General features: G+C 72.7%; 23 protein-coding genes. 14 read left to right on the forward strand and 9 right to left on the reverse strand.

What is annotated here, in order from left to right:
- The first annotated feature begins 223 nt into the window (after positions 1 to 223).
- Positions 224 to 1,084 carry a DNA-formamidopyrimidine glycosylase family protein gene (locus ABZW32_RS13965; protein ID WP_356215176.1) on the forward strand — a complete coding sequence of 287 codons (861 nt, stop codon included), beginning with the start codon at positions 224 to 226 and terminating at the stop codon, positions 1,082 to 1,084.
- A gap of 27 nt (positions 1,085 to 1,111) precedes the next feature.
- Entirely contained in the window at positions 1,112 to 1,525 is a 414-nt protein-coding gene (locus ABZW32_RS13970) for a hypothetical protein (RefSeq protein ID WP_356215178.1), read from the forward strand.
- Positions 1,526 to 1,589: 64 nt separating this feature from the next.
- Here the strand turns inward: ABZW32_RS13970 and ABZW32_RS13975 are convergent, their stop codons facing one another.
- Both ABZW32_RS13975 and ABZW32_RS13980 read right to left on the reverse strand, forming a co-directional pair.
- Positions 1,590 to 2,054 carry a hypothetical protein gene (locus ABZW32_RS13975; protein ID WP_356215346.1) on the reverse strand — a complete coding sequence of 155 codons (465 nt, stop codon included), beginning with the start codon at positions 2,052 to 2,054 and terminating at the stop codon, positions 1,590 to 1,592.
- A gap of 256 nt (positions 2,055 to 2,310) precedes the next feature.
- On the reverse strand, positions 2,311 to 2,844 hold the full coding sequence (locus ABZW32_RS13980) for a sigma-70 family RNA polymerase sigma factor (protein WP_356215180.1): 534 nt from the start codon (positions 2,842 to 2,844) through the stop codon (positions 2,311 to 2,313).
- Between the two features lie 267 nt (positions 2,845 to 3,111).
- On the opposite strand from ABZW32_RS13980, the gene ABZW32_RS13985 reads away from it, so the two are divergent.
- Complete coding sequence (locus ABZW32_RS13985; protein ID WP_356215182.1) at positions 3,112 to 4,317, forward strand: CapA family protein; 1,206 nt, start codon at positions 3,112 to 3,114, stop codon at positions 4,315 to 4,317.
- 51 nt (positions 4,318 to 4,368) lie between these two features.
- Positions 4,369 to 4,581 carry a hypothetical protein gene (locus tag ABZW32_RS13990; RefSeq protein ID WP_356215184.1) on the forward strand — a complete coding sequence of 71 codons (213 nt, stop codon included), beginning with the start codon at positions 4,369 to 4,371 and terminating at the stop codon, positions 4,579 to 4,581.
- Here ABZW32_RS13990 and ABZW32_RS13995 read toward each other — a convergent pair.
- Positions 4,544 to 5,005: a universal stress protein gene (locus ABZW32_RS13995; RefSeq protein WP_356215186.1), complete on the reverse strand. Its 462-nt coding sequence runs from the start codon at positions 5,003 to 5,005 to the stop codon at positions 4,544 to 4,546. The two genes, ABZW32_RS13990 and ABZW32_RS13995, sit on opposite strands and share 38 nt — an antisense overlap.
- A 60-nt stretch (positions 5,006 to 5,065) precedes the next feature.
- Here ABZW32_RS13995 and lysX point away from each other — a divergent pair, with 60 nt between their 5' ends.
- Together lysX and ABZW32_RS14005 are read left to right on the forward strand one after the other, a co-directional pair.
- A complete protein-coding gene (gene lysX / locus ABZW32_RS14000; RefSeq protein WP_356215188.1) occupies positions 5,066 to 8,368 on the forward strand; it encodes a bifunctional lysylphosphatidylglycerol synthetase/lysine--tRNA ligase LysX in 3,303 nt (1,100 codons plus the stop codon).
- Positions 8,369 to 8,459: 91 nt separating this feature from the next.
- Positions 8,460 to 9,344, forward strand: coding sequence for a polysaccharide deacetylase family protein (locus tag ABZW32_RS14005; RefSeq protein ID WP_356215190.1), 885 nt, complete (start codon positions 8,460 to 8,462; stop codon positions 9,342 to 9,344).
- A 98-nt stretch (positions 9,345 to 9,442) separates the two neighbouring features.
- On the opposite strand, the gene ABZW32_RS14010 is transcribed toward ABZW32_RS14005, so the two are convergent.
- Complete coding sequence (locus ABZW32_RS14010) at positions 9,443 to 10,108, reverse strand: class F sortase (protein ID WP_285529027.1); 666 nt, start codon at positions 10,106 to 10,108, stop codon at positions 9,443 to 9,445.
- Positions 10,109 to 10,461: 353 nt separating this feature from the next.
- On the opposite strand from ABZW32_RS14010, the gene ABZW32_RS14015 reads away from it, so the two are divergent.
- Positions 10,462 to 10,962 carry a hypothetical protein gene (locus tag ABZW32_RS14015; protein WP_030224194.1) on the forward strand — a complete coding sequence of 167 codons (501 nt, stop codon included), beginning with the start codon at positions 10,462 to 10,464 and terminating at the stop codon, positions 10,960 to 10,962.
- Between the two features lie 139 nt (positions 10,963 to 11,101).
- Here ABZW32_RS14015 and ABZW32_RS14020 read toward each other — a convergent pair whose 3' ends face one another.
- The 3 genes from ABZW32_RS14020 to ABZW32_RS14030 form a co-directional block, all read right to left on the reverse strand.
- Positions 11,102 to 11,848, reverse strand: coding sequence for a hypothetical protein (locus ABZW32_RS14020; RefSeq protein ID WP_356215193.1), 747 nt, complete (start codon positions 11,846 to 11,848; stop codon positions 11,102 to 11,104).
- Between the two features lie 239 nt (positions 11,849 to 12,087).
- Entirely contained in the window at positions 12,088 to 12,858 is a 771-nt protein-coding gene (locus ABZW32_RS14025) for a hypothetical protein (RefSeq protein ID WP_356215348.1), read from the reverse strand.
- Between the two features lie 71 nt (positions 12,859 to 12,929).
- Positions 12,930 to 13,055 (reverse strand): hypothetical protein, encoded by a 126-nt coding sequence (locus tag ABZW32_RS14030; RefSeq protein WP_356215195.1) that lies wholly within the window; start codon positions 13,053 to 13,055, stop codon positions 12,930 to 12,932.
- 321 nt (positions 13,056 to 13,376) lie between these two features.
- Between ABZW32_RS14030 and ABZW32_RS14035 the strand changes: the two genes are divergently transcribed.
- The 3 genes from ABZW32_RS14035 (at position 13,377) to ABZW32_RS14045 (ending at position 17,049) form a co-directional block, all read left to right on the forward strand.
- Positions 13,377 to 13,526, forward strand: coding sequence for a hypothetical protein (locus ABZW32_RS14035; RefSeq protein WP_356215197.1), 150 nt, complete (start codon positions 13,377 to 13,379; stop codon positions 13,524 to 13,526).
- 392 nt (positions 13,527 to 13,918) lie between these two features.
- Entirely contained in the window at positions 13,919 to 14,749 is an 831-nt protein-coding gene (locus tag ABZW32_RS14040; protein WP_356215199.1) for an SAM-dependent methyltransferase, read from the forward strand.
- A gap of 140 nt (positions 14,750 to 14,889) precedes the next feature.
- Positions 14,890 to 17,049: an EAL domain-containing protein gene (locus ABZW32_RS14045; protein ID WP_356215350.1), complete on the forward strand. Its 2,160-nt coding sequence runs from the start codon at positions 14,890 to 14,892 to the stop codon at positions 17,047 to 17,049.
- A 110-nt stretch (positions 17,050 to 17,159) separates the two neighbouring features.
- Here ABZW32_RS14045 and ABZW32_RS14050 read toward each other — a convergent pair whose 3' ends face one another.
- The gene (locus ABZW32_RS14050; RefSeq protein WP_356215201.1) at positions 17,160 to 18,230 is read right to left on the reverse strand and encodes an FAD-dependent monooxygenase; all 1,071 of its coding nucleotides are present in this window, start codon (positions 18,228 to 18,230) and stop codon (positions 17,160 to 17,162) included.
- Between the two features lie 105 nt (positions 18,231 to 18,335).
- On the opposite strand from ABZW32_RS14050, the gene ABZW32_RS14055 reads away from it, so the two are divergent.
- Complete coding sequence (locus ABZW32_RS14055) at positions 18,336 to 18,986, forward strand: TetR family transcriptional regulator (protein ID WP_356215203.1); 651 nt, start codon at positions 18,336 to 18,338, stop codon at positions 18,984 to 18,986.
- Between the two features lie 64 nt (positions 18,987 to 19,050).
- Here ABZW32_RS14055 and ABZW32_RS14060 read toward each other — a convergent pair whose 3' ends face one another.
- Positions 19,051 to 19,929, reverse strand: coding sequence for a LysR family transcriptional regulator (locus ABZW32_RS14060; protein ID WP_356215205.1), 879 nt, complete (start codon positions 19,927 to 19,929; stop codon positions 19,051 to 19,053).
- Between the two features lie 95 nt (positions 19,930 to 20,024).
- Here ABZW32_RS14060 and ABZW32_RS14065 point away from each other — a divergent pair, with 95 nt between their 5' ends.
- The 3 genes from ABZW32_RS14065 to ABZW32_RS14075 are packed head-to-tail and all read left to right on the forward strand — an operon-like array spanning position 20,025 to position 23,457.
- Positions 20,025 to 20,729 carry a succinate dehydrogenase gene (locus ABZW32_RS14065; RefSeq protein WP_356215207.1) on the forward strand — a complete coding sequence of 235 codons (705 nt, stop codon included), beginning with the start codon at positions 20,025 to 20,027 and terminating at the stop codon, positions 20,727 to 20,729.
- A gap of 2 nt (positions 20,730 to 20,731) precedes the next feature.
- On the forward strand, positions 20,732 to 22,720 hold the full coding sequence (locus tag ABZW32_RS14070; protein ID WP_356215209.1) for a fumarate reductase/succinate dehydrogenase flavoprotein subunit: 1,989 nt from the start codon (positions 20,732 to 20,734) through the stop codon (positions 22,718 to 22,720).
- On the forward strand, positions 22,717 to 23,457 hold the full coding sequence (locus ABZW32_RS14075; RefSeq protein WP_266846927.1) for a succinate dehydrogenase/fumarate reductase iron-sulfur subunit: 741 nt from the start codon (positions 22,717 to 22,719) through the stop codon (positions 23,455 to 23,457). The genes ABZW32_RS14070 and ABZW32_RS14075 overlap by 4 nt, the downstream gene beginning before the upstream one ends.
- Positions 23,458 to 23,530 lie beyond the last annotated feature (73 nt).

Raw genomic sequence — 23,530 nt, forward strand, 5'->3', positions numbered from 1 at the left:
GGCCTGCCCGGCCTCGCCCGCCCACTGGGCCCGGCCTGCCCGGCCCCGCCCGCCCGCTAGGACCGGCCCGCCCGGCTCCGCCCGCCAGGCCCGGCCCGCCTGACCCGCCAGGCCTGGCCCCGCCCTGCCTCGCCCTGCCCGGTCCAGCCTGGGCCCGCACGGTCCGGCCCCGGCCCCGGTCCATCGGTTCGCGCTCCGCCGTGGGCGGGGGCAGGCTGGGAGGATGCCCGAGCTGCCGGAGGTCGAGGCCCTGCGGGGCTTCCTCGACGAACGCCTCGCCGGGCGGGTGGTGCGACGCGTCCTCCCGCTCGCCGTCAGCGTGCTCAAGACCTACGATCCCCCGCCCGCCGCCCTCGAAGGCCGGCGGGCCGGACCCGTCGCCCGGTACGGCAAGTTCCTCGCCCTCGGCATCGGCGACCTCCACCTGGTCACCCACCTGGCCAGGGCCGGCTGGCTGCGCTGGCACGACGCCTTCCCGGCCCGGCCGCCCGGCCCCGGCAGGGGGCCGCTCGCGCTCCGCGTCGAACTGGACGACGGGGGCGGCTTCGACCTCACCGAGGCGGGCACCCAAAAGCGCCTCGCCGTGTACGTCGTGCACGACCCCCGGGAGGTCCCGGGCATCGCCCGGCTCGGCCCCGACCCGCTTGCCGAGGGCTTCGACCGGGACTCCTTCGCCGCGCTCCTGGCGGGGGAGCGCCGGCAGATCAAGGGCGTGCTGCGCGACCAGAGCGTCATCGCGGGCATCGGCAACGCCTACAGCGACGAGATCCTGCACGCCGCCCGCCTCTCCCCCTTCAAACTGGCCTCCTCCTTCGACGAGGACCAGGTCACCCACCTCTACCGCGCGGTCCGGGACACGCTCCGCGAGGCCGTCGAGCGGGCGCACGGCGTGGCCGCCGGGCAGCTCAAGGCCGAGAAGAAGAGCGGTCTGCGGGTCCACGGCCGGGCGGGGGAGCCGTGCCCGGTGTGCGGGGACACCGTCCGCTCGGTGTCCTTCGCCGACTCCTCGCTCCAGTACTGCCCCACCTGCCAGACGGGGGGCAAGCCGCTCGCCGACCGCAGGCTCTCGCGTCTCCTCAAATAGCCGGCCCGCTGCGTAGACTCCGGCACCATGGCTCAGGACCAGCAGCGGCCGCAGCCCCGGCGCGAGATCGTCACGGGTGTTCCCCGGGGCACGCGCCGCAGGCCTCCGGCGCACACCCCGGCGCGCTCGGAGATTTCCGAGCAGACCACCCTGGGCGCCACCTACGTAAGGGCCCTGATGCGCAGCCAGCTCCGCGCCGCGCTGGTGGCCCTGACCCTGCTGGCCCTGCTCCTCGGCCTGCTGCCGCTCGGCTTCCTGCTGCCCCGGACGGTCGCGGGCCCGGTGGTCTGGGTCGCGCTCGGCCTGGTGGCGTACCCGGTGATGTGGCTGATCGCCCGCTGGTACGTGGCCCGGGCGGAGCGCAACGAGGCCGCCTTCACCGGCCTGGTCACGGACCCGGCGGAACCCCCGCCCACGGCCGACCGGCGGAGCGCGCCCTAGGCACGGTTCCACCCGCCGCCGGCACCGGCACCGGTGTCCGGACGGGGCCGGTCTCGGGAGCGGCTCAGAACAGGTGCATCGCGAGGTGGCCCAGGGGCAGGCCCAGCTGCCAGGCCGGGGTCCAGACGCGGGCGTTCTCGTCCAGGCCCGCCGAGGTGTCGCCGTGGCCGAGGCGGCCCGGGTCGAGGTTCGTGGCGAACAGCTCGGTGCGGTCCAGCCAGCGCCACGCCGCCCGCGCCAGTTCCAGGTCGGGGTCGTCGCCGCGGCCGCGCTCCCGGGCCTCCTCGCCGAGCGCGAGGAACCGGGTGTGGACCCAGTCGCGCCACGGGTGCCCGTACGCCGTCAGCGAGAGCCACTCCTCCAGCTGCGAGACCACCCGGATCCCGGAGAGCTCACCGGCCGTGTCCGAGAGGTAGATCGTCAGCGCGAGCGTGTCCCGTCCGGCACGGAACTCCAGTGTGCTCACCGGGATCAGGCGTCCCGTGCGCAGCAGCTCGTCGGCGATGTACTCCGCGTAGAGCCATGCCATGGGCACTGCCAGTCCGCCGTCACTGGTGCCGTTCAAACCCTCGGGCTGCACCGTTCCACCTTCTCCCGCGCGTTGAGCGTCCCGTCGTCACCCCCGAGCCTTCACCGGCGGACTCGCGGAGCGGGGGATGTTTACTCAACTTGAACGGACTGGTGCCGATATCGGTGCGGTCCGTGTCCGGTTCGTGTGCCCGGCGGGCGTTCCCTGAGTGTTTCTCCAGCGGTCCCCGAGCGTTCCGGTGTCCCGGGCCCCGGGCTCAGGCGCCCAGTCCGTACCCCTGGAGCCCTTTGCGCAGGGCGCGCAGGGCGTAGTACGTACGGGATTTGACCGTTCCGGCCGGAATGCCGAGCTCTGCCGCCGCCTCCGCCACGGAGCGGTCCCGGAAGTAGACCTGCAGCAGCACGTCCCGGTGCTCCTGTCCCAGACTGCCGACCGCCCGCCGGACATCGATCGCGGTGACCGAGCCCGCCACCGCGTCCTCGGTCGAGGGCGCCTGATCGAGCCCGTCGGGGTCCACCTCCTGCGGCCGGGACAGCCGGGCCCGGCGCGCGTCGATCGCGAGCCGGCGCGCGACGGTGAACAGCCAGGGCCGCATGGACTCGTGTCCGGTGTGGAGCACTTCCGGGTGCTGCCAGACCCGTACGAGGGTCTCCTGGACGAGGTCCTCGGCGCGCTGCGCGTCCCCGGCCGTCAGGCCGAGCAGGAAACCGAACAGGGCCCTTCCGTGTTCGAGCTGGAGTTCGGCGAGCGCCTCGGGTTCCGTGCGCTGGAGTGTGGGGGTGGGCGGCACGAGTGGCTCCTTCCGGTCCGCTGGGTTGTCCTCACCCTGACCTGCGGGGAGCCGCCCGGGAACCGTCCGGTGCCGCCGTTGCGCCCAAGCACCCGGGTCGTCCGGTGGGCGGGCGTGGCGGGCGACGAACGGTCGAACGGCACGGCGAACGGCCCTGGGCCGTCGGGGTGGAAAAGCGGCGGCGGACGGCACCGGTCCTTGACTTGAGCAGCCTTCTCTTATGGATTTCGGATTATCCGACAGTCCTACAAATGAAGGCTGGGATAGATGACCAAACACACCCGGCAGGCCTTGGCCCTGCTGTCGGCCCTCCTCCTCTCCGCCGCTGCGGCCGGCTGCTCCACCGGCGGGGAACCCGCCCCCGCGCACCTCGGATCCCGGCCCGCCGGAGCCCCCAAGGGCAGTACCGGGCCCACCGCGCCCGGCGGCGCCAAGGGCTTCACCCTGGTCGCGAGCGGCGACGTGCTGCCGCACACCTCGATCATCCAGCGGGCGGCGGCCGACGCGGGCGGCGACGGGTACGACTTCCGGCCCATGTTCTCCGGCGTCAAGCCGGTGGTCTCGGCGGCCGATCTGGCCCTGTGCCACATGGAGACCACCTACGGCGAGGACGGCGGACCCTTCAGCGGCTACCCCGCCTTCGTCTCCCCGCCCGCGGTGGCCGACGCGCTCAAGGACGCGGGCTACGACGGCTGCTCCACCGCCTCTAACCACACCCTCGACGACGGCGCCGACGGGCTGAAGCGCACCCTGGACCGCTTCGACAAGGTCGGCCTCGGCCACGCGGGTTCCGCGCGCACGGCCGCGGAGGCGGCCCGGACCACCCTCTACACCGCGGGCTCGGCCAAGGTCGCGCACCTCGCGTACACGTACGACACCAACGGCTATCCGATGCCCGACGGGCAGCCGTGGGCGGTCAACCTGATGGAGCCCGACAAGATCATCGCCGATGCCCGGCTCGCCCGGAAGGCGGGCGCGGACGTGGTGCTGGTCAGCCTGCACTGGGGCACGGAATGGCAGACCGAACCGGACGAGACGCAGCTCGCGCTCGGCAAGACCCTGACCGCCTCGCGGACCGGCGGCCGCCCCGACGTGGACATGATCCTGGGTACGCACGCCCACATCCCGCAGGCCTACGAGAAGGTCGGCGGCACCTGGGTCGTCTACGGCATGGGCGACCAGGTCGCCGGGGAGATGTTCAACCACTCCGGTGCGCGCGACATGCGCGGCAACTACGGTTCCATCGGCCGTTTCACCTTCGCCCCGCCCGCCGCGCCCGGCGGGCGCTGGCAGGTCACCAAGGCCGAGTTCATCCCCCAGATGATGGACCTCTCCAGCGGGCGGATCGTCAACCTCCCGGCCGCCCTCGCCGAGGAACCCGGGCAGAGCGAGTACGAGACCGCGCAGGAGGCCGTCACCGAGGCCGTCCTGAGCCGGGGAGCGGCCAAGGACGGCCTCACGCGCGCCCGCTGACACGCCGGCCCGCGGCGGCCGTGCGTAGCGCACGGGCCGTGCGTAGCGCGCGTGCCGCTGGTGCCGTTCGTGCTGCCGGTGCTGCCGGTGCTGCCGGTGCTGCCGGTGCTGCCGGTGCTGCCGGTGCTGCCGGTGCTGCCGGTGCTGCCGGTGCCGCCCGTGCCGCCCGTGCTGGACGTACCCCGCGCGTCGCCCGCGCCCCTCGGACCACCGGGGCGCAGGTGCCTCACGGCACCACCGTCACCGGCCACCGTCCCGCCTTGACCAGCCGCACCGCCACCGATCCGACGATGCGGTGGCCGGCCCGTTCCGACGCGCCGACCACCACCGCGTCCGCCTTCAGTTCCTCCGCGGCGCCCACGAGCCCCTGGTACGGGTCGCCGCGGAAGGTGTGGAACTGCCAGCGGACCTCGAAGATCCCCTTGAGGCGCTCCGCCGAGGCGCGGACCTCCGCGATGATGCCCTCCGCGATCTCCCCGGTCGCCTCCCCCACCGGCGCCCCGAGCGAGGCTCCGGCGGCCATCACCGGCTGGACGTAGACCAGCGCCAGCAGCGCGTTCTGCCGCCGGGCCAGCCCCGCCGCGTAGGCCGCGGCCCGGAGCGAGGACTCCGATCCGTCGACCCCGGCCAGGATCACCTTCGGACCGTCCGTACCCCGCTCGAAACCCGTGTTCACATGCTCCGTCACCCTCCCGAGACTATGGGGTTCGGCGCGCGGACCGGCGCGCGCCTCCCTACAGTGCCAAGCATGAGTGCCACGCTGGAGGAGACGCGGGGGACCCGCAACCGCTTCCTGAACCGGGTCCCGGACGCCTTCGGGGCGTTCTTCGGAACCCTCGGGCTGCTCTGCGCGCTGCTGGCGCTCTCCCCGACGCTGCGCAGGCTGCTGCGGGCCGTGGTCGACTTCCTCGACGACTTCGTGGTGCCGGTCAGTGCGAACCTCGCGTACGCCGTCTTCCTCTTCCTCCTGGCCGCCGCCCTCGGCATGCGCAAGAAGATCGCCTGGTGGATCGTCGTCACCTATCTGGCGCTGCTGGTCCTCGTCGACGTACTGATCATCGCGGACGGGGAGCTGTGGATCGGCGGCCCCTCGATGGCCCTCGCGGTCGCGGCCTTCGTGATCCTGATCGCCTCCCGCAAGGAGTTCTACGCCGCCTCCCGCCCCGGAGCCGTCTGGCGGGCCCTGCTGGTGCTGGGCCTGGGGATGCTCGCCGCCGTACTCCTCGGCTGGGCCCTGGTCGCCCTCTTCCCCGGCACCCTGCCCAAGGGACAGTGGCTGGACTGGGCCGCCAAGCAGGTCTTCGGCGGCCTCTTCTCCGCCCGGCAGTTCGACGGGCACCCGCCCCGCCCGCTGTACTTCCTGCTCGGCCTCTTCGGCGCCCTCGCCCTGCTGAACGCCGCCGCCACCCTCTTCCGCTCCCAGCGGCTGACGGCCGCCCTGCACGGGGACGAGGAGCCGCGCATCCGCGCCCTGCTCGGCGCGTACGGGCGGGCCGACTCCCTCGGCTACTTCGCCACCCGGCGGGACAAGGCCGTCGTCTTCGCCCCGAACGGGAAGGCCGGCGTCACCTACCGCGTCGAGGCCGGTGTCTGCCTCGCCAGTGGCGACCCGGTCGGCGATCCCGCCGCCTGGACCCCCGCCATCGACGCCTGGCTGGGCGTGGCCCGCCGCTACGGCTGGCAGCCCGCCGTCATGGGCGCCTCCGAGGACGGCGCGACCGCGTACGCCCGCTCCGGGCTGAGCGCCCTCCAGCTCGGTGACGAGGCGATCCTGCACGTCGCCCACTTCGACCTCGACGGCCGGGACATGCGGGTCACCCGTCAGGCCGTCAACCGGGTCAGGCGCACCGGGGCCACCACCGTCATCCGCCGCCACTCCGCCCTCTCCGAGGACGAGATGCAGATGATCGTGGACAGTGCCGACAAATGGCGCGACACCGAGACCGAACGCGGCTTCTCCATGGCCCTGGACCGGCTCGGCGACCGGGAGGACGGGGACTGCCTGCTCGTGGAGGCCTTCGACGCCGAGGGGGAGCTGATCGCCCTGCTGTCCTTCGTCCCCTGGGGCAAGGACGGCATCTCCCTCGACCTGATGCGCCGCGACCGCACCGCCCCGAACGGGGTCATGGAGTTCATGGTCGCCGAGCTGTGCGCCGCCGCCCCGGGCCTGGGCGTGCGCCGGATCTCGCTCAACTTCGCCGTCTTCCGCTCCGCCTTCGAGGAGGGCGGCCGGATCGGCGCCGGCCCCGTCCTGAAGATGTGGCGCAAGCTGCTGCTCTTCTTCTCCCGCTGGTGGCAGCTGGAGGCCCTGTACCGCTCCAACGTGAAGTACGGGCCCGAGTGGTTCCCCCGCTTCCTCTGCTACCAGGACGCCGGCTCGCTCGCCCGCGTCAGCCTCGCCTCCGGCATCGCCGAGGGCTTCGTCTCCGTACCGAGCCTGCGCACCCTGTGGGGCAAGGGCCACCCCAAGGGCCTCATCGCCCCCGTCAACACCGCCGGGCTGCCCTCCATCGACTCCCTGGGCCTGGACCTGGTGGGGGAGGATGGGGCAGGGGCGCGCGAGGAGCGGCTGCCCGACCAGGTGCGCGTCCGGCACGCCAAGCTCGAACGGATCCGGGCCGCGGGCACCGACCCGTACCCGGTCGGCATCCGGCAGCGGACGCACACCGTCGCCGCGCTCAAGGCCGCCCACCCCGGCTACCCGCCCGGCAGCCGCACCGGTGAACAGGTGACCCTCGCCGGACGGGTGATGGTGGTGCGCGACCTCGGCGGGGTGGTCTTCGCCGTCCTGCGCGACTGGACCGGCGACACTCAGCTGATGTTCACCCGGGACGAGAGCGGGCCCGAGGTCCTGGAGTCCTTCACCTCCCAGGCCGACTTCGGCGACCACGTGGTCGCGAGCGGCGAGGTCGGCTCCAGCCGCGGCGGCGAACTGTCCGTGGTGGTCGGCTCCTGGCAGCTCACCGGCAAGTGCCTGCGCCCGCTCCCCGACAAGCGCAAGGGCCTGGCGGACCCGGAGGCCCGGGTCCGGCGGCGCTACCTCGACCTGGTCGCCAGCCCCGGCGCGCGGGACGTGGTGCGCGCCCGCTCCAGCGCCGTGCAGGCCCTGCGCCAGGGGCTGCTGGACCGGGGCTACCTGGAGGTCGAGACCCCGATGCTCCAGCAGATCCACGGCGGGGCCAACGCCCGGCCCTTCCGCACCCACATCAACGCCTACGACCTGGACCTGTACCTGCGCATCGCGCCCGAGCTGTACCTCAAGCGGCTGTGCGTGGGCGGCATGGAGAAGGTCTTCGAGATGGGCCGCACCTTCCGCAACGAGGGCGTCTCCTACAAGCACAACCCCGAGTTCACGATGCTGGAGGCCTACCAGGCCTTCGCCGACTACGACGTGATGCTCGACCTCACCCGCGAACTCATCCAGGGCGCCGCCACCGCCGCCTTCGGCTCGCCGATCGCCCACAAGGCCGACGCGGAGGGCAGGCTCGTCGTCCACGACATCTCCGGCACCTGGCCGGTCAAGACGATGTACGGGGCGATCGGCGAGGCCCTCGGGGAGGAGGTCGACGCGGACACCGAGGAGCAGGTCCTGCGCAGGCTGTGCGACCGCGCGGGCGTCCCGCACGGACCGGAGGACACCCGGGGCGACGTGGTCCTGGAGATGTACGAGCGGCTCGTGGAGGAGCGCACGAAACTCCCCACCTTCTACAAGGACTTCCCGACCGACGTCTCCCCGCTCACCCGCCAGCACCGCAAGGACCCGCGGCTGGCGGAACGCTGGGACCTGGTGGCCTTCGGCACCGAACTGGGCACCGCCTACTCGGAACTGACCGACCCCGTCGAGCAGCGACGCCGCCTGACGGCCCAGTCGCTGCTCGCGGCGGGAGGCGATCCGGAGGCGATGGAGCTCGACAACGACTTCCTCGACGCACTGGAGTACGCCATGCCGCCCACGGGCGGCCTGGGCATCGGGGTCGACCGGCTGGTCATGTTCCTCACGGGTCTGACGATCCGCGAGACGCTGCCGTTCCCCCTGGTGCGCCGGAGCTGACCGGCGGGGTGGCTGGTCCGAGCGGGTGAGGGGGGCGGGGCGCGTCCGCGCCTCTCGACTTCTTCGGCGATGTCGTTGATACGTAGTAATAATGAAAAACGACGAGCCGACAGTAGGGCGACGCGTGCTCCTGCGCTCCGCCGTCTTCCTCGGAGTCGCCGCCGCCTCCGCGATGCTCACGGGCGGCGAGACCGACACCCCGGCGCCGCGCACCCCCGCCGGACCCGCCCCCGCCGCCGGACCCGGCGCGGCGGGCGCCGCAGGCCCGCGCGGACTGGGCGCGGGCCTGCCCGAGAAGTCCTACCGCCTGCGGCCGATGACCGCCGAATCCCCCGTCCGGCCGCCCGCGGCGAAGCCGGCCGTCCGGACCCGGCCCATCCTGGAACTGCCCGAGCAGGAGCGGTCCGGCAGGGCGATGGTCCTCACCTTCGACGACGGCCCGGACCCCCGCTACACCCCGGCCATCCTCGACACCCTCTCCCGCCACGGGGTCCGCGCGATGTTCTTCGTGTGCGGGGAGATGGCCACCGACAACCGCGACCTGCTGCGCCGGATGGCCTCCGAGGGGCACGTCATCGGCAACCACACCTGGACGCACCCGCTGATCCCCTCGCTGGGCCGCGGCGCCCTGGAGTCGGAGATCGGGCGTACGAGCGAGGTGGTCCAGAGCTGCGTGGGGGAGGCGCCGGTGTGGTTCCGGGCGCCGTACGGGGCCTGGAACCGGGCCGCCTTCGAGATCGGCGCCGACCTGGGGATGGAGCCCATGGCCTGGACGGTCGACACCCTCGACTGGAAGGAACCCGGTACCGGTGCCATCGTCTCCCGCGCGCTGGACGGAGCCGCGCCCGGGGCGATCGTGCTGAACCACGACGCCGGCGGCAACCGCTCGCAGAGCGTCCAGGCCCTGGCGACGTACCTGCCCCAACTCCTGGCCCGGGGCTACCGCATGACCCTGCCGAACCTGCCGCCCCGCTGAACGGCCGCGTCGGCCCCACGTCCCCCGCCGCTCCGGTCCTCCGCCCCTTCCCCCGGTCCACCGGGCGGAGGGGGCGGAGGGGGCGGAGGAACGATTCCTCAGCGGGCCTCGACCATGCGGGCGAAGACGACCACGTTGCCGTCGTAGCCCTTGGCCTTCGAGTAGCCGCCACCACAGGTGATCACCCGGAGCTCCGGGTGCCCGGTGTCCCCGTACACACGGGCTCCGGGGAAGGCGTCCTTGGCGAACACCTCGACCCCGTACACCTCGAACACGGCCGTGCGGCCGTCGTAGCGCTCCACCTCGATGCGGTGCCCCGGCTTGAGCGAGCCCAGGCCGTAGAAGACCGCCGGGCCCTGCGCGTTGTCCACGTGGCCCACGATCACGGCGGAGCCCTGCTGGCCCGGCGAGATGCCGTTGAGGTACCAGCCCGCCAGGTTGCGGTCCTGCGGCGGCGGGGCGTCGATCCAGCCCTGCGCGTCCAGGCCGACCGTCATCACCGGCGCGTCCACGTTGATCGTCGGAATCCGGATGCGCTGCACAGACGAGTGCTCCAGCACCTCCATGTCCGACGGCGGTGCCGGCGGACGCGCCGGCAGCTGGTCGGCGTGCACGGCGACGGCCGCCGCCGCCGTCGGCTGCGGCGGTCCGTCCTCGACGTTCGCGCCGTTCCGCATCATGGCGAGGCCGCTGAGCATGACCAGCGCGAGTACGCCCCAGGGGGAGCGCCTTCTCGGTCTCTGCTCGCTCTCGTCCTCGGTCATGGCTCTCCCTTCCCGACGCGGGGGTCCCGACCCGCGTTCCAGTCCCTCCCCGGTACGCCCTTCTTCCCGCACGTTAAGGCCACGTCGGCGAGACGGCGATCGGGGAGGGGCGAACGGGTGGTGCGGCCGTAAGGGGTGCGCCCATCCAGGTAATCGTCACATAAATGCCTGACGGCTCGTGACCTGCGGATCCGTCAGATGATCGGACCGCGCTTCGGCGTGTCGCTCAACCGGGCGGCCCAAAGGCGGAAATGCGCTGGTTGCGTGCCGCCCCGAGGGTTCGTGATGGGAGGCGTTCTCGTCGATCTGCCCGGGCCACCGCTCCCGGGGCGCTTCCCGTTGGAGGTTCCACCATGCGTGCTTTCCGCGCTCTCACCGTGACCGCGGCCGCCTGCGCCGCGATCGGGCTCAGTGCCACGTTCGCCGCCGCGAACCCCCCGCAGGGAAGCGGGAACGGGCCCAGCAATGTGACGGTCAACCCGTACTCCGTACACCAGGGCGCCTCGATGCAGGTCAGTGCGGCCGGCTGTGGCCACGGCGGTACGGTCTGGTCGCACGGCAACTTTCCGCAGACCAACCTGTCGGCCGGCTCCATCGGCTTCGCCACCGTCCGGATCTTCAACCACGCCTCGCCCGGACACCACACCCTCTCGGTCAAGTGCCACGACAACAGCCTCGTCGCGACGCACCGCTTCACGATCCTGGAGGGCAACGGAGCCCAGGGCGGCATCGGCGGTTCCTTCGGCCCGTCCACCGCCGAGACGGCCATCGGAGCGGGCCTCGTCGGGGTCGCCGCGCTCGGCGCGGGCGTGCACGTGATCCGGCGCCGCCGCCCGGTCGGCTCGCGCGCCTGACGTCTCCCGCGCCCGACGTGCGCAGGGCCGGAAGTCCGCCGCGCCTCGGCGTCCGCCGGTCGACCGCCGGTCGCCCCGGGTCCCGCTCAGGACCCGAGGCGACCGGCGGTCGCCGGGGGTGCCGGGGCCTTCGGAGGGGTCAGTGGTGGCGCGCGGTGCCGCGTCGGCGCAGGGCGTACGCCACCCCGCCCGCGGCGGCGAGGAACAGCACGGCTCCCGCGCCGAGTTCCAGGGGATCCGTACCGGCCACGCTGCCGCCGAGCCCGCCGCGCACTCCGAGCGAGGCGGCAGTGGTGGTGGCACCGCGTGGGGCGGTGGCCTTCGTGGTGCGAGGGGCCGGGGGAGCGGTTGTGACGCGCGGGGCCGGGGCAGCAGTGGTGACGCGCGGTGCCGGAGGGGCAGTGGTGACGCGCGGGGCGATGGCGACCGCGGGCCGCGAGGGCGTGGGCGCCGGGGCGGTGGTGGTGCGCGTACTCGGGCTGGGCCGCGGGGCGCGGGTGGAGCTGGTGCTGGGCTTCGACGTGCCCCCGGCGATGACGAGGTCGGCGGAGCCGTTCTCCCCGTTGCAGGTGAAGGTGACGGAATAGAGGGCTCCGCGCCTGGCGTCACGGTCCACCGTGATCCGGGCGGTCTGCCCCCGCGCGATGCTCACGGTGTCGAAGACCCCGGAGGAGGCGGTGGCGTACGCGGCACCGCAGCCGCTGACGGAGAGCACCGCCTGCCCGCCGGGTGCGACCGTCGACGGGGTGATGGCGAAGCCGAAGGAGGTGACGGGCGCCGCCTCGGCCGCGAGGGCGGCGGGCGCGCCGGATGCGCAGAGCGCGAGTACGGCCCCTGCGGTGCCGGCGCTCAGCAGGGCGATGGCGGAGCTGCGTATCGCGCCCATGGCGGTCCTCCGGATTCCCCGAGGAGCAGTCGCGCAGCGTTTCCGCACGTGGGGGGTCGTGCACCTCGATGTCCGCCACGCTAGGTGCGGGCCCGGTGACCCGCGATCAGGAACGGGCGAATGGGGCACGGCCGTAGGCCGAACCGGGGACGGGAACCCCGCCCACGGTCCGGCCCGGCGCGGTCCGGCCCGGCGCGTGGCCGCGGTGGGCCCGCGCCGGGCCTGCCCGGTGGGCGTGACTAGTCCTTCAGCCCCAGGTGCGGGAACTGTGCGAAGAACGGTTCGGCGGTGGCGGCGATCCCCCGGCCGAAGGGGGCGTCGAAGTCCCAGATCAGGAAGAGCAGGAAGGCGATCAGCGCGCTGAACAGGCCCGCCAGCAGCAACTCGCGGAAGGAACGGCGGATCTGGAGGGTGAAGATCAGTCCGACCGTCACCAGGGCTCCGGCGATCAGTCCGAACCAGACCACCCCCGGCATGGTGGCCCCGGCGCTCTGGCCGCGTGCGTTGCGGGCGTCGTCGACCGCGCCCACCTGGTCCACCAGGGGCTGGTACGCCTGTCCCTCGTGGTCGGTCTGAGGTTCGTAGTCCGTCACGTCCCGGCGCACGCGTTCGAGCAGTTCGCCGCTCCGGTCGGTGAGGGTGCCCTGGTCGGCCATCCGCTGCCATTCCGTGTCGACCACGTAGGTCACGTACGCGTCGACGTCGGCGCGGATCTTCTTGCGCACGGGTTCCGGGTAGACCTGCGCGCGGACGCTGATCTCGTGCAGGGCCTGGGCCTCCTGGCGCACGTACTCCTGGGCGGCCCCGCGGCCCTCCCAGACGCCGGCGATCGCCAGGCCCAGGACGATCGCGTAGATCACCCCGATCATCATCGTCATGTACTCGATGACGTCCGGGGTCTCGTTGGGATCGTCGTCCTCGCCGATCCTGCGGTGTTGGAAGAAGACGATGGCCAGGACCACGGCGCAGGCCGCTGCCATCGCGAGGGACAGGACGAGCCATTCCGACAAGATGACTCCCATTCGGTGAATCGGCGGATCGCGCTGCGCGGTCGGTTCGTGCGCGGTCCGGAGGAGAGGGCCTAGCGCGGGCGCAGCGCGACGATCGCGAGCACGGCGGGGGCCGCGGTCATGAGGGTGAAGGTCACCGGCGAGATGTGGTGCTCGGCCGGCTTGCGGACGGTGGACTGGTACGCGGGGCGGGCCACGTGCTTCTTCGGCGCGGGCGTCGGCGTCGCGGCGGGCGTGGGTGTCGGCCGGGGGGCCGGCGGGGGCGGTGCGGGAGCCCGGTACACCCGGGGTGGCGGTGGTGGCGCGGGCGGCGCGGGCACCGGTACGGGGGCCGGCCGGGGCGGCGCGGGCGGTGGCGGGGTCGGCTTCGGTTTCGGCGGTGGCGGGGGAGGCGGCGTCGGGGTGGGCGTCGGGGTCGGCTTCGGCGGTGGCGGCGTGGGGGTGGGCGTCGGGGTGGGGGTGGGCGTCGGCTTCGGCGGGCAGGGCGGGGGAGGCGGCGGGCAGTGGTGCCCCCCGCCGTGTCCACCGCCGTGTCCGTCGTGGTGATGTCCGCCACCCCGGCCGGCGCCGTCCGCGCCGCCGCCGGCGGCCGCGAACGCCTCCAGGACGGTCCGGCCGTCGCCGGCGTCGATCGTCGCGTAAGCGCAGCTATCGGCCACGGCCGGTGAGGCGGAGAGTGCCGCCCACAGCAGGACCGGAACCGCCAGCAGGCGCCTGGCACAGGCTCTGTTCACCCGGGGAGCATGCGGCCGCGCGCGCCCGCGCGCGCGGGGCACGGAACCGGTTCGCCCGAACGGGCGGAGTTGACACCGTAGAGGTTTGAGCCAGCTCCGGAGCGCTCCGGAGCACCCTCCGGTCAAATCCCAAAAGGTATTTGTCGGTTTCTTCGCCACGGGTGTCCGGACCTGCACGTGCCTTTGGTGTGTGACCAAGAACGGACCGTCAATTTCCGCTTTTACTCGCTCCGTTGGCAAATGATCAGTACATTCGGCTCGGACAGGAGTCCGACCCCCGTCCCACCCCCCGGACGGACCGGCACGACGACGGCTTGGAGACCCCGATGGAACGCCCCGCCTGGGCCCCGCCAGGCATCGACATATCGGTGCCGAGCGTGTCCCGCATCTACGATTACTACCTGGGCGGCTCCCACAATTTCGAGGTCGACCGCCAGGCGGCCCGCCGGGCCATGGAATTCATGCCGGGGCTCCCCAAGATCATGCAGGCCAACCGGGCATTCATGCGCCGCGCCGTCCGCCACGCGGTCGCCGAGGGCGTCACGCAGTTCCTCGACATCGGCTCCGGCATCCCCACCTTCGGCAACGTCCACGAGGTCGCCCACGCCGCGAGCCCCGAGGCCCACGTGGTCTACGTCGATCACGACCCGGTGGCCGTGGCGCACAGCCAGGCCGTCCTCGCCGGTGACGAGCGCTCCGGCGTCGTCGCCGCCGACCTGCGCAAGCCGCAGGACATCCTGTCCGCTCCCGAAACCGCCCGGCTGCTGGACTTCGACCGGCCCGTCGCGCTGCTCCTGGTCGCCGTCCTGCACTTCCTGGAGGACACCGACGAGCCCTACGCCGCCGTCGCGCAGCTGCGCGAAGCGCTGGCCCCCGGCAGCCTGCTGATCCTCACCCACGCCTCCTACGAGGGCATTCCGCTCACCGAGGAGGTCGCGTCCGGCACGGTCGGCGTCTACCGCGACATCCGAAACCCGCTGGTCATGCGGACCCACGACGCCATCAGCGGCTTCTTCGACGGCTTCGAACTGCTGGAGCCGGGCCTGGTGTCGATGCCCGACTGGCGTCCGGACCGCACCGGTCCGCTCGCGGAGGGCGAGGCTCCCGAGGACCCGTACGCCTTCTCGGGCTACGGCGGCGTGGGACGCAAGGCGTGAGACTCCCCGCTCCGACCCCGCCACCCGCCACCCCGAGTCCGTCCCGCGGGGCGGACACCGGCCGGGCGACGCGCCCGCGGGACCCACAGGACCCGCCGGCACCCCTCGAAACGCCCGGCCCGCACTCGGGCCGGGCGCCGCTGCGCGAGCTGCGCAGCGGCCTCGAGGACCGGATCGCGCGTTTCGCGACGATCTGGGGACGGGCCATCTTCCCCGTCACGGCCACCTCGCTGACCCGGCCCGAGTTCGAACGGCACCTCGTCCCCCTCACCCGGACCCTCACCGAGGCCCTCCACGCCCGGCCCTTCGACGCCGGTGTCGCCCAGCGCGTCGGCGCCGAACTGGTCGCCGTGCACTGCACCGACCCCGAGGCGCTCGCCGGCACCCTGGGCGTGGTCGAGTCCTACCTGGTCCTCTACTGCGGGCCGGACGGCTCCGGGACCGAGGGGACCGAGGAGTACCGTTCCCGCTGCGCGCGGCTCCAGCACGGCATCGCGGCCGGTTTCGCCCGGGCCCTGCGCGAGCGGACCCTGCGGGAGCAGGAGGCCATCGCCCGCTCCGCCCTGACGGCGCGCATCGACGCGCAGCAGGCCCTGCACGCGAGCGAGGAGCGCTTCCGGGCGGTCTTCGAGGGCGCGGCCGTCGGGATCGGCATCGCCGACCTGCAGGGCAACGTGCTGGAGGTCAACGACACCCTGCTCCAGATGTTCGGCGGCCTCGAAGGCCACGTCCGGGGCCGCAACGTCAGCGAATGGGGACATCCCGACGACACCCCGCACGTCTGGCGGATGTACGGGGAGCTGGTGCGCGGGGAGCGCGAGCACTACCGGGTGGAGAAGCCCTACTACCGGCACGACGGGACCGTCCTGTGGACGAACCTGACGGTGTCGCTGCTGCGCGACTCCGACGGCGTCCCCCAGTACCAGCTGGCCCTGATGGAGGACACCACCGAACGCCGCCTGCTCAACCTGCGCCTGCGCTACGAGGCCACCCACGACGCGCTCACCGGGCTGCCCAACCGCACGCTGTTCTTCGAGCGGCTGGAGAAGGCCCTCGGCGGAGCGCCCACCAGCCGCTTCGGCCTGTGCTACCTCGACCTCGACGGGTTCAAGGCGGTCAACGACAGCCTCGGCCACTCGGCGGGCGACCGGCTGCTGGTGGAGGTGGCCGACCGGCTCCAGAGCTGCGCGACCGGACCGGGCGAGGTGGTCGCGCGCCTGGGCGGCGACGAGTTCGTCGCCCTGACCACCGGGCCCGCCGCCGACAGCGAGGAGAAGGTGACGGACCTGGCGGTGCGGATCCTCTCCGCGCTGTCCACCCCCATCCGGCTGGAGGGCCGGGAGCTCACGGTGCGCGGCAGCATCGGCATCGTGGAGGGCCGGGCGGGTGAACGCACCGCGGCGGAGGTGCTGCGCAGCGCCGACATCACCATGTACCGGGCCAAGGCGGCCGGGGGCAACCGCTTCGAGTTCGCCGATGCGGAGGCCGATGCCCGCGCCATCACCCGGCACGGACTGACCAACGCCCTCCCGGCCGCGCTGGAACGCGGTGAGTTCTTCATCGAGTACCAGCCGCTGGTGCACATGCACGACGGCAGCGTGCACGGCGCCGAGGCGCTGGTGCGCTGGTCGCACCCGCAGTACGGGGTCCTCGGCCCGGACCGCTTCATCCCGCTCGCGGAGCGGACCGGACTGATCGTGCCGCTCGGCCGCTGGGTGCTGGAGGAATCGGTCCGCCAGGCCCGCAACTGGCAGCGCCAGCACGGCGGGGCGACCCTGCGCGTCAACGTCAACCTCTCGCCGACCCAGCTCCACCACCCGGGCCTGGTCGCCGACACCGTGCGCGTGCTGGAGAGCTCGGGCCTGGCCCCGGGCTCCCTGTGCCTGGAGGTCACCGAATCGGCGCTGATCGGGGCCGACGACGAACTCCTGGAGCCGCTGCGCCGGCTGGCCGCCCTCGGCGTGGACATCGCCCTCGACGATTTCGGCACCGGCTACTCCAACCTGGCCAACCTCCGCCGCCTCCCGGTCAGCGTCCTGAAGCTGGACCGCTCCTTCACCCAGGGGATGCAGCAGCAGCCGGCCAACCCCGTCGACGTCAAGATCGTGGAGGGCATCGTCGCCCTGGCCCACAGCCTCGAACTCGCGGTGACGGTCGAGGGGGTGGAGACCGGCGCCCAGGCGGCTCAGCTCCGTGCCCTCGGCTGCGACACCGCCCAGGGCTGGTACTACGCCCGCCCCGGATCTCCGGACCGCATCCACGCCCTCTCCCTCTCGGACGCCGTGCCCACGCCTTCCTGACGCCCGCCCGCTCGGCCGCCCGGGAGCCGGTCCCCGAGCCGAAGCCCGGCGTTGTCGCGACGGCGGGGCCGGGGCAGTCGGGCCGGGCCGGGGGAGCCGGGCCGGGGCGGTCAGTCCAGGCCCGCCTCCGTTCCCCGGCCGGGTGTCCGGACGGCTGCCAGGACCCGCTCGTACCGCTGTGAGGTGTCGGCCAGCACCTCGGCGGCCACCGGCAAGCGCTCGGCCCCGTACCCGTCGAGCACCTCCTCGCCGGCCTGTCCGGCGAGGGCCGCGATCAGCGTCCGGCCGAGGGCGGCCGCGTCCTGGATGCCGGTGTTCATGCCCAGCCCGCCGGCTATGGGATGGACGTGCGCGGCGTCCCCGGCGAGGAAGGCCCGGCCCTCCCGCATCCGGGAGGCCATGCGGACGTTGACCCGCCAGGAGGAGAGCCAGGTGGCGTCCGCGAGCCGGATCCCCGGCATCCGGGCGTGCCGGTCGAAGAGCCGCTGGAAGCTCTCCAGCGACGCCGGAAGCACTCCGCCCCGCTCGTCCTGCTCGGGTGCGGCCTGCAACTGGAAGGTGTCCGTCCCCGGCATCGGGCAGAGCAGTATCCCGCCGCCCTCCGAAGTGAACCACTGGTGCCAGAAGTCCCGGCTGAGCCCGGGCGCCCGGACGTCCCCGACGACCATCGCGGGCTCCTCCTCCCCGCTGCCTTCGAAGGGAATGCCGAGGAGTTTGCGGGTGGTGCTGCGCCCGCCGTCGCACCCGGCGAGGTAGCGGGCCGCGACCGCGGTGCCGTCCGCCAGCTCCGCGCGGACCCCGGCCGCGTCCTGGGTGATCCCGGCGAGCCGGGAACCGTACTCGACCTGGACCCCCAGGCCGGCGAGCCGGCCGCGCAGTGCCTCTTCGACCTGCCACTGCCCTATCAGCAGGCCGCCGCCGGGCATGGGGGTGTCGTTGACGTGCGCTCCGTCGAAGTACTTGCGCAGGACCACCTCGCTGCTTCCGACGGCCGTCAGGGGCTCGGCGGCGCCCAGCCGCTGGAGGACGTCGAGGCTGCTCGGCCAGAGCCCCTTGCCGCGGGACTCGCGGTGCGGCGCGCCGCGCCCCTCGATGACGCGGACGGCGGCTCCGCTCCGGGCGAGTTCACAGGCCAGGGTCAGCCCCGTGGGGCCGGATCCCACGATCAGTACGTCGGTCATCGGATGTCCTCTCGTCGTCGATGACACAAGGAAAGCGCCCTCGGGAAGAAAAAGCAACCCGGTAATGAAAGTAACTCGGTCACGGTCCTGTGGTACGGTGGACGCATGGACAACACGACGGGTCTGCGCGAGAGCAAGAAGCTGCGTACGCGTCGCCTGCTGGCGGCCACGGCGCTGGAACTCTTCCTGGAACGGGGCTTCGACGCCGTGTCCGTGGCCGATGTCGCGGCTGCGGCCGAGGTGTCCAAACCCACCCTGTTCCGGTACTACCCGAGCAAGGAGGACCTGGTGCTCGACCGCTTCGCCGACCATCAGGACGAGGCGGCCCGCATCGTGCGCGACCGGGACACGGGCCTCACTCCGGTCGGGGCGTTGCGCGCGCACTTCCTGGCGGCCCTCGCCGAGCACGACCCGATCACCGGCCTCTGTGACCACCCCGACGTGCTGGCCTTCCAGGGGCTGCTCTACTCCACCACCAGCCTCGAAGCCCGGATCGCCCATTACACGGCCCGAGAGGTGGAGCTGCTCGCCGCCGCCCTGGAGGCGGAGTCGGTGCCGCCGCTCCCAGCCCGGCTCGCCGCCGCGCACCTGGTGGCGGTCCGTCACGAACTCGGCCGGGAGAACTGGCGCCGCCTCGCGGCCGGCGCCACCGTCGACGAAGTCCATCCGGTGGCCGTGGCCGAGGCGGACCAGGCCTTCGACATGCTGGCCGACGGCTTCGACCGGACACTGCTCCCACCCAGACGCCCGAGCTGACGGCGCCCCCGCGCGGAGGGAGCCCAGGCCGGGGAAGGTGCGGGACGTGTCCGGTGTCGGCCGTTCAGCCGACGAGCATGCGCTTCAGTTCGCGTGCCGCGCGCGGGGGTGCCACGTCGGTGCGGTGGGCCAGTGCGATCGTACGGCGCAGCGGCGAGCCCGCGAGCCGGGTGGCGCGCAGGCCCGGACCGGCGGTGTCGACGACCATGGCCGGGACCACGGCGATGCCCAGACCCGCCCGTACGAAGCCCAGTACCGCGTCCATCTCGCCGCCCTCCACCGTGAACACCGGCTCGAAGCCCGCCGCCCGGCAGGCCGCCACCGTCAGGTCCCGCAGGTCGTAGCCGTGGCGGAACATCACCATCGGCTCGTCGCGCAGGTCGGCGATGGCCGGTTCCCGCCCGCCCGCCGGCGGGGGGAGGTCGGCCGACGAGACCACCACCAGGTCCTCCGTCAGCAGCTCCACCGTCGTCAGCGCGGGTGCCGAGGGCGGCAGCGGCAGTGCGATCAGGGCGAGGTCCAGGACCCCCCGCGCCAGTTCCCGTACGAGGTCCAGCGAACCGCTCTCCTCGATCAGCAGCTCGATCCCCGGGTGCGCCGTGTGGAAGGCCCGCAGCACCGCCGGCAGCAGGCCCGTGCACACGCTCGGCGTCGCGCCCAGCCGCACCCGGCCGCGCCGCAGCTGCGCCAGCTCCTGCACCTCCAGCCGCGCCGTATCCGCGTCGGCCAGGATCCGCCGCGCCAGCGGCAGCAGCGCCTCGCCCGCGTCCGTGAGCGTGATGTTCCCCCGGGCGCGACTGAACAGTTCTGCGCCCAGCTCCCGTTCGAGCGCCTTGATCTGCTGCGACAGCGACGGCTGCGCCACGTGCTCACGCTCGGCGGCGCGGGTGAAGTGCCGGGTCTCGGCGACCGCCACGAAGTAGACGAGCTGCTGGAACTGCATGCCACCAGGTTAGCGCCCACGATAGGCATTGCCTATCGCGATCAGCTCCACCATGTCTTGGACCTTTCGGGACCTTGGTCCTTACGGTCGATGGCATGGCTCTGGCAACGCGGACGGATCGACGGCCGTCCACCACGCGCACCATCTGGGACTCCACCGTCGGCAAGAAGTCCGTGATGGCCGTATCCGGCCTGATCATGCTCGGATACCTCGTCGTGCACATGCTCGGCAACCTCAAGATCTTTTTCGGGGCGGACGAGTTCAACGGCTACGCCCACTGGCTGCGCACCCTCGGCTCCCCGTTCCTGCACCACGAGTGGGCCCTGTGGATCGTGCGCGTGGTACTGGTCGCCGCCGTCGTCGCCCATGCCGTGTGCGCTTACCAGCTCAGCCGGCGTGACATCAAGGCGCGCCCGGTGAAGTACGCCCACAAGCGCCGGCGATCGAGCTACGCCACCCGCACGATGCGCTGGGGCGGGATCATCCTCGCCCTCTTCATCGTCTGGCACCTCCTCGACCTCACCACCCTCACCGTCAACGAGCGAGCCTGGGCCGGCCACCCCTACGAGAACGTCCTCGCCACCTTCTCGACCTGGTACGGGAACACGATCTACATCGTGGCGATGGCGGCCCTCGGCCTCCACGTCCGCCACGGCTTCTGGAGCGCCGCCCAGACCCTCGGCGCGGGCAGCGCCCGGCGCGATCGGACGCTGAAGTTCCTGGCCGACGCCCTGGCCCTCGTCCTCTTCGCGGGCTTCGTGTCCGTCCCCGTCGCCGTCATGACCGGAATGGTGAGCTGACCGTGAACACCGACCACACCGATCACTTCGACCACGCGGCCCACACCGCCTACGCCGACTACACGACCGGCGACCCGATCGCCGACACCAGGGCCCCCGGGGGCCCGATCGCGGAGCGCTGGGACCGCCGCCGCTTCGAGGCCAAGCTCGTCAACCCCGCCAACCGTCGCAAGCACCGCGTCATCGTCGTCGGCACCGGCCTGGCGGGCGGCGCGGCCGGCGCCACCCTCGCCGAGCAGGGCTACCACGTCGTCCAGTTCTGCTTCTCGGACTCCCCGCGCCGCGCGCACTCCATCGCCGCGCAGGGCGGCATCAACGCCGCGAAGAACTACCGCAACGACGGGGACTCCGTCCACCGCCTCTTCTACGACACCGTCAAGGGCGGGGACTTCCGCGCCCGCGAGTCCAACGTCCACCGCCTCGCCCAGATCTCCGTCGAGATCATCGACCAGTGCGTGGCCCAGGGAGTTCCCTTCGCCCGCGAGTACGGCGGTCTCCTCGACACCCGCTCCTTCGGCGGCGTCCAGGTCTCGCGCACCTTCTACGCCCGCGGCCAGACCGGTCAGCAACTGCTGCTCGGCGCCTACCAGGCGCTGTCACGGCAGATCGCCGCCGGGAACGTCGAGATGCACGCCCGCACCGAGATGCTCGACCTGATCACCGTCGACGGAGTCGCCCGCGGCATCGTCGTCCGCGACCTGGTCACCGGAAGGATCTCCACCCACTACGCCGACGCCGTCGTGCTGGCCAGCGGCGGGTACGGCAACGTCTTCTACCTCTCCACCAACGCCATGAACTCCAACGCGACCGCCGTCTGGCGGGCGCACCGGCGCGGTGCGTACTTCGCCAACCCGTGCTTCACCCAGATCCACCCCACCTGCATCCCGCGCACCGGCGACCACCAGTCCAAGCTCACCCTGATGAGCGAGTCCCTGCGCAACGACGGCCGCATCTGGGTCCCCAAGGCCAAGGGCGACACCCGCCCCGCCGCCGCGATCCCCGAAGCGGAGCGCGACTACTACCTGGAGCGGATCTACCCCTCCTTCGGCAACCTCGTGCCCCGCGACATCGCCTCCCGCGCCGCGAAGAACGTCTGCGACGAGGGCCGCGGCGTCGGCCCCGGCGGGCAGGGCGTCTACCTCGACTTCGCCGACGCCATCCGCCGCATGGGCCGCGACAAGGTCGCCGAGAAGTACGGCAACCTCTTCGACATGTACGAGCGGATCACCGCCGAGAACCCGTACGAGGTCCCGATGCGGATCTACCCCGCCGTGCACTACACGATGGGCGGCCTGTGGGTCGACTACGACCTCCAGACCACGGTCCCCGGCCTGTTCGCGATCGGCGAGGCCAACTTCTCCGACCACGGGGCCAACCGCCTCGGCGCCTCCGCCCTCATGCAGGGCCTCGGCGACGGCTACTTCGTGCTCCCCTCGACCATCAACGACTACCTCGCCCGCCACCCGCACCACGAGGAGGTCGACGACAGCCACCCCGAGGCCGCGGCCGCCGTCCGCGAGACCCGCGACTGCCTCGCCAAGCTGCTCGCCGTCGACGGGGACCGCACGCCCGACTCCTTCCACCGCGAGATCGGCGAACTCATGTGGGAGTACTGCGGGATGGCCCGCACCGAGGAGGGCCTGCGCAAGGCACTGGCCCGGATCCCGGAGATCCGCGAGGAGTTCTGGCGGCGCATCAAGGTCCCCGGCAGCGGCGAGGAGTTCAACCAGTCGCTGGAGAAGGCCAACCGCATCGTCGACTACCTCGAACTCGCCGAGCTGATGTGCCTCGATGCCCTCCACCGCGCCGAGTCCTGCGGCGGCCACTTCCGCGAGGAGTCCCAGACCCCGGACGGCGAAGCGGCCCGCCGCGACGAGGATTTCGGCTACGCCGCCGCCTGGGAGTACCGCGGCACCGCGACCGCACCCGTCCTGCACAAGGAAGACCTCGTCTTCGAGTACGTCCACCCCACCCAGCGGAGCTACGCATGAAGCTCACCCTGCGCGTCTGGCGCCAGCGCAACACCGACGCCCCCGGCGCCATGGCCTCCTACGAGGTCGACGGCATTTCGAAGGACATGTCCTTCCTGGAGATGCTCGACACCCTCAACGAGGACCTCATCCTGCGCGGCGAGGACCCGGTGGCCTTCGACCACGACTGCCGCGAGGGCATCTGCGGCGCGTGCAGCCTCGTCATCAACGGCGACGCCCACGGACCCGAGCGCACCACCACCTGCCAGCTGCACATGCGTTCCTTCGCCGACGGGGACACCATCGACGTCGAACCGTGGCGGGCCTCGGCCTTCCCCGTGGTCAAGGACCTCGTCGTGGACCGCAGCGCCTTCGACCGGATCATCCAGGCCGGCGGCTACATCACGGCGCCGACCGGATCCGCCCCCGAGGCGCACGCCACCGCCGTGCCCAAGCCCGACGCCGACTCCGCCTTCGAGCACGCCGAGTGCATCGGCTGCGGGGCCTGCGTGGCGGCCTGCCCCAACGGCTCCGCGATGCTCTTCACCTCCGCCAAGATCAACCACCTCAACGTGCTCCCGCAGGGTTCCCCCGAGCGTGAGACGCGGGTGCTGGACATGGTGGCCCGGATGGACGACGAGGGCTTCGGCGGTTGCACCCTGACCGGCGAATGCGCCACGGCCTGCCCCAAGGGCATCCCGCTGCCGTCGATCGCCGCGATGAACAAGGAATGGCTCCGCGCGGTCCGCAAGGGCTGAGGCCCCCGGCGCCGCTCCGCCACCGGTGGCCCGTACGAGCGCCCTGTCGGGCGGTGGGCCGATCGGCTGATCC

This window comes from Streptomyces sp. NPDC004667, assembly GCF_040609475.1.
Taxonomy (GTDB): Bacteria; Actinomycetota; Actinomycetes; order Streptomycetales; family Streptomycetaceae; genus Streptomyces.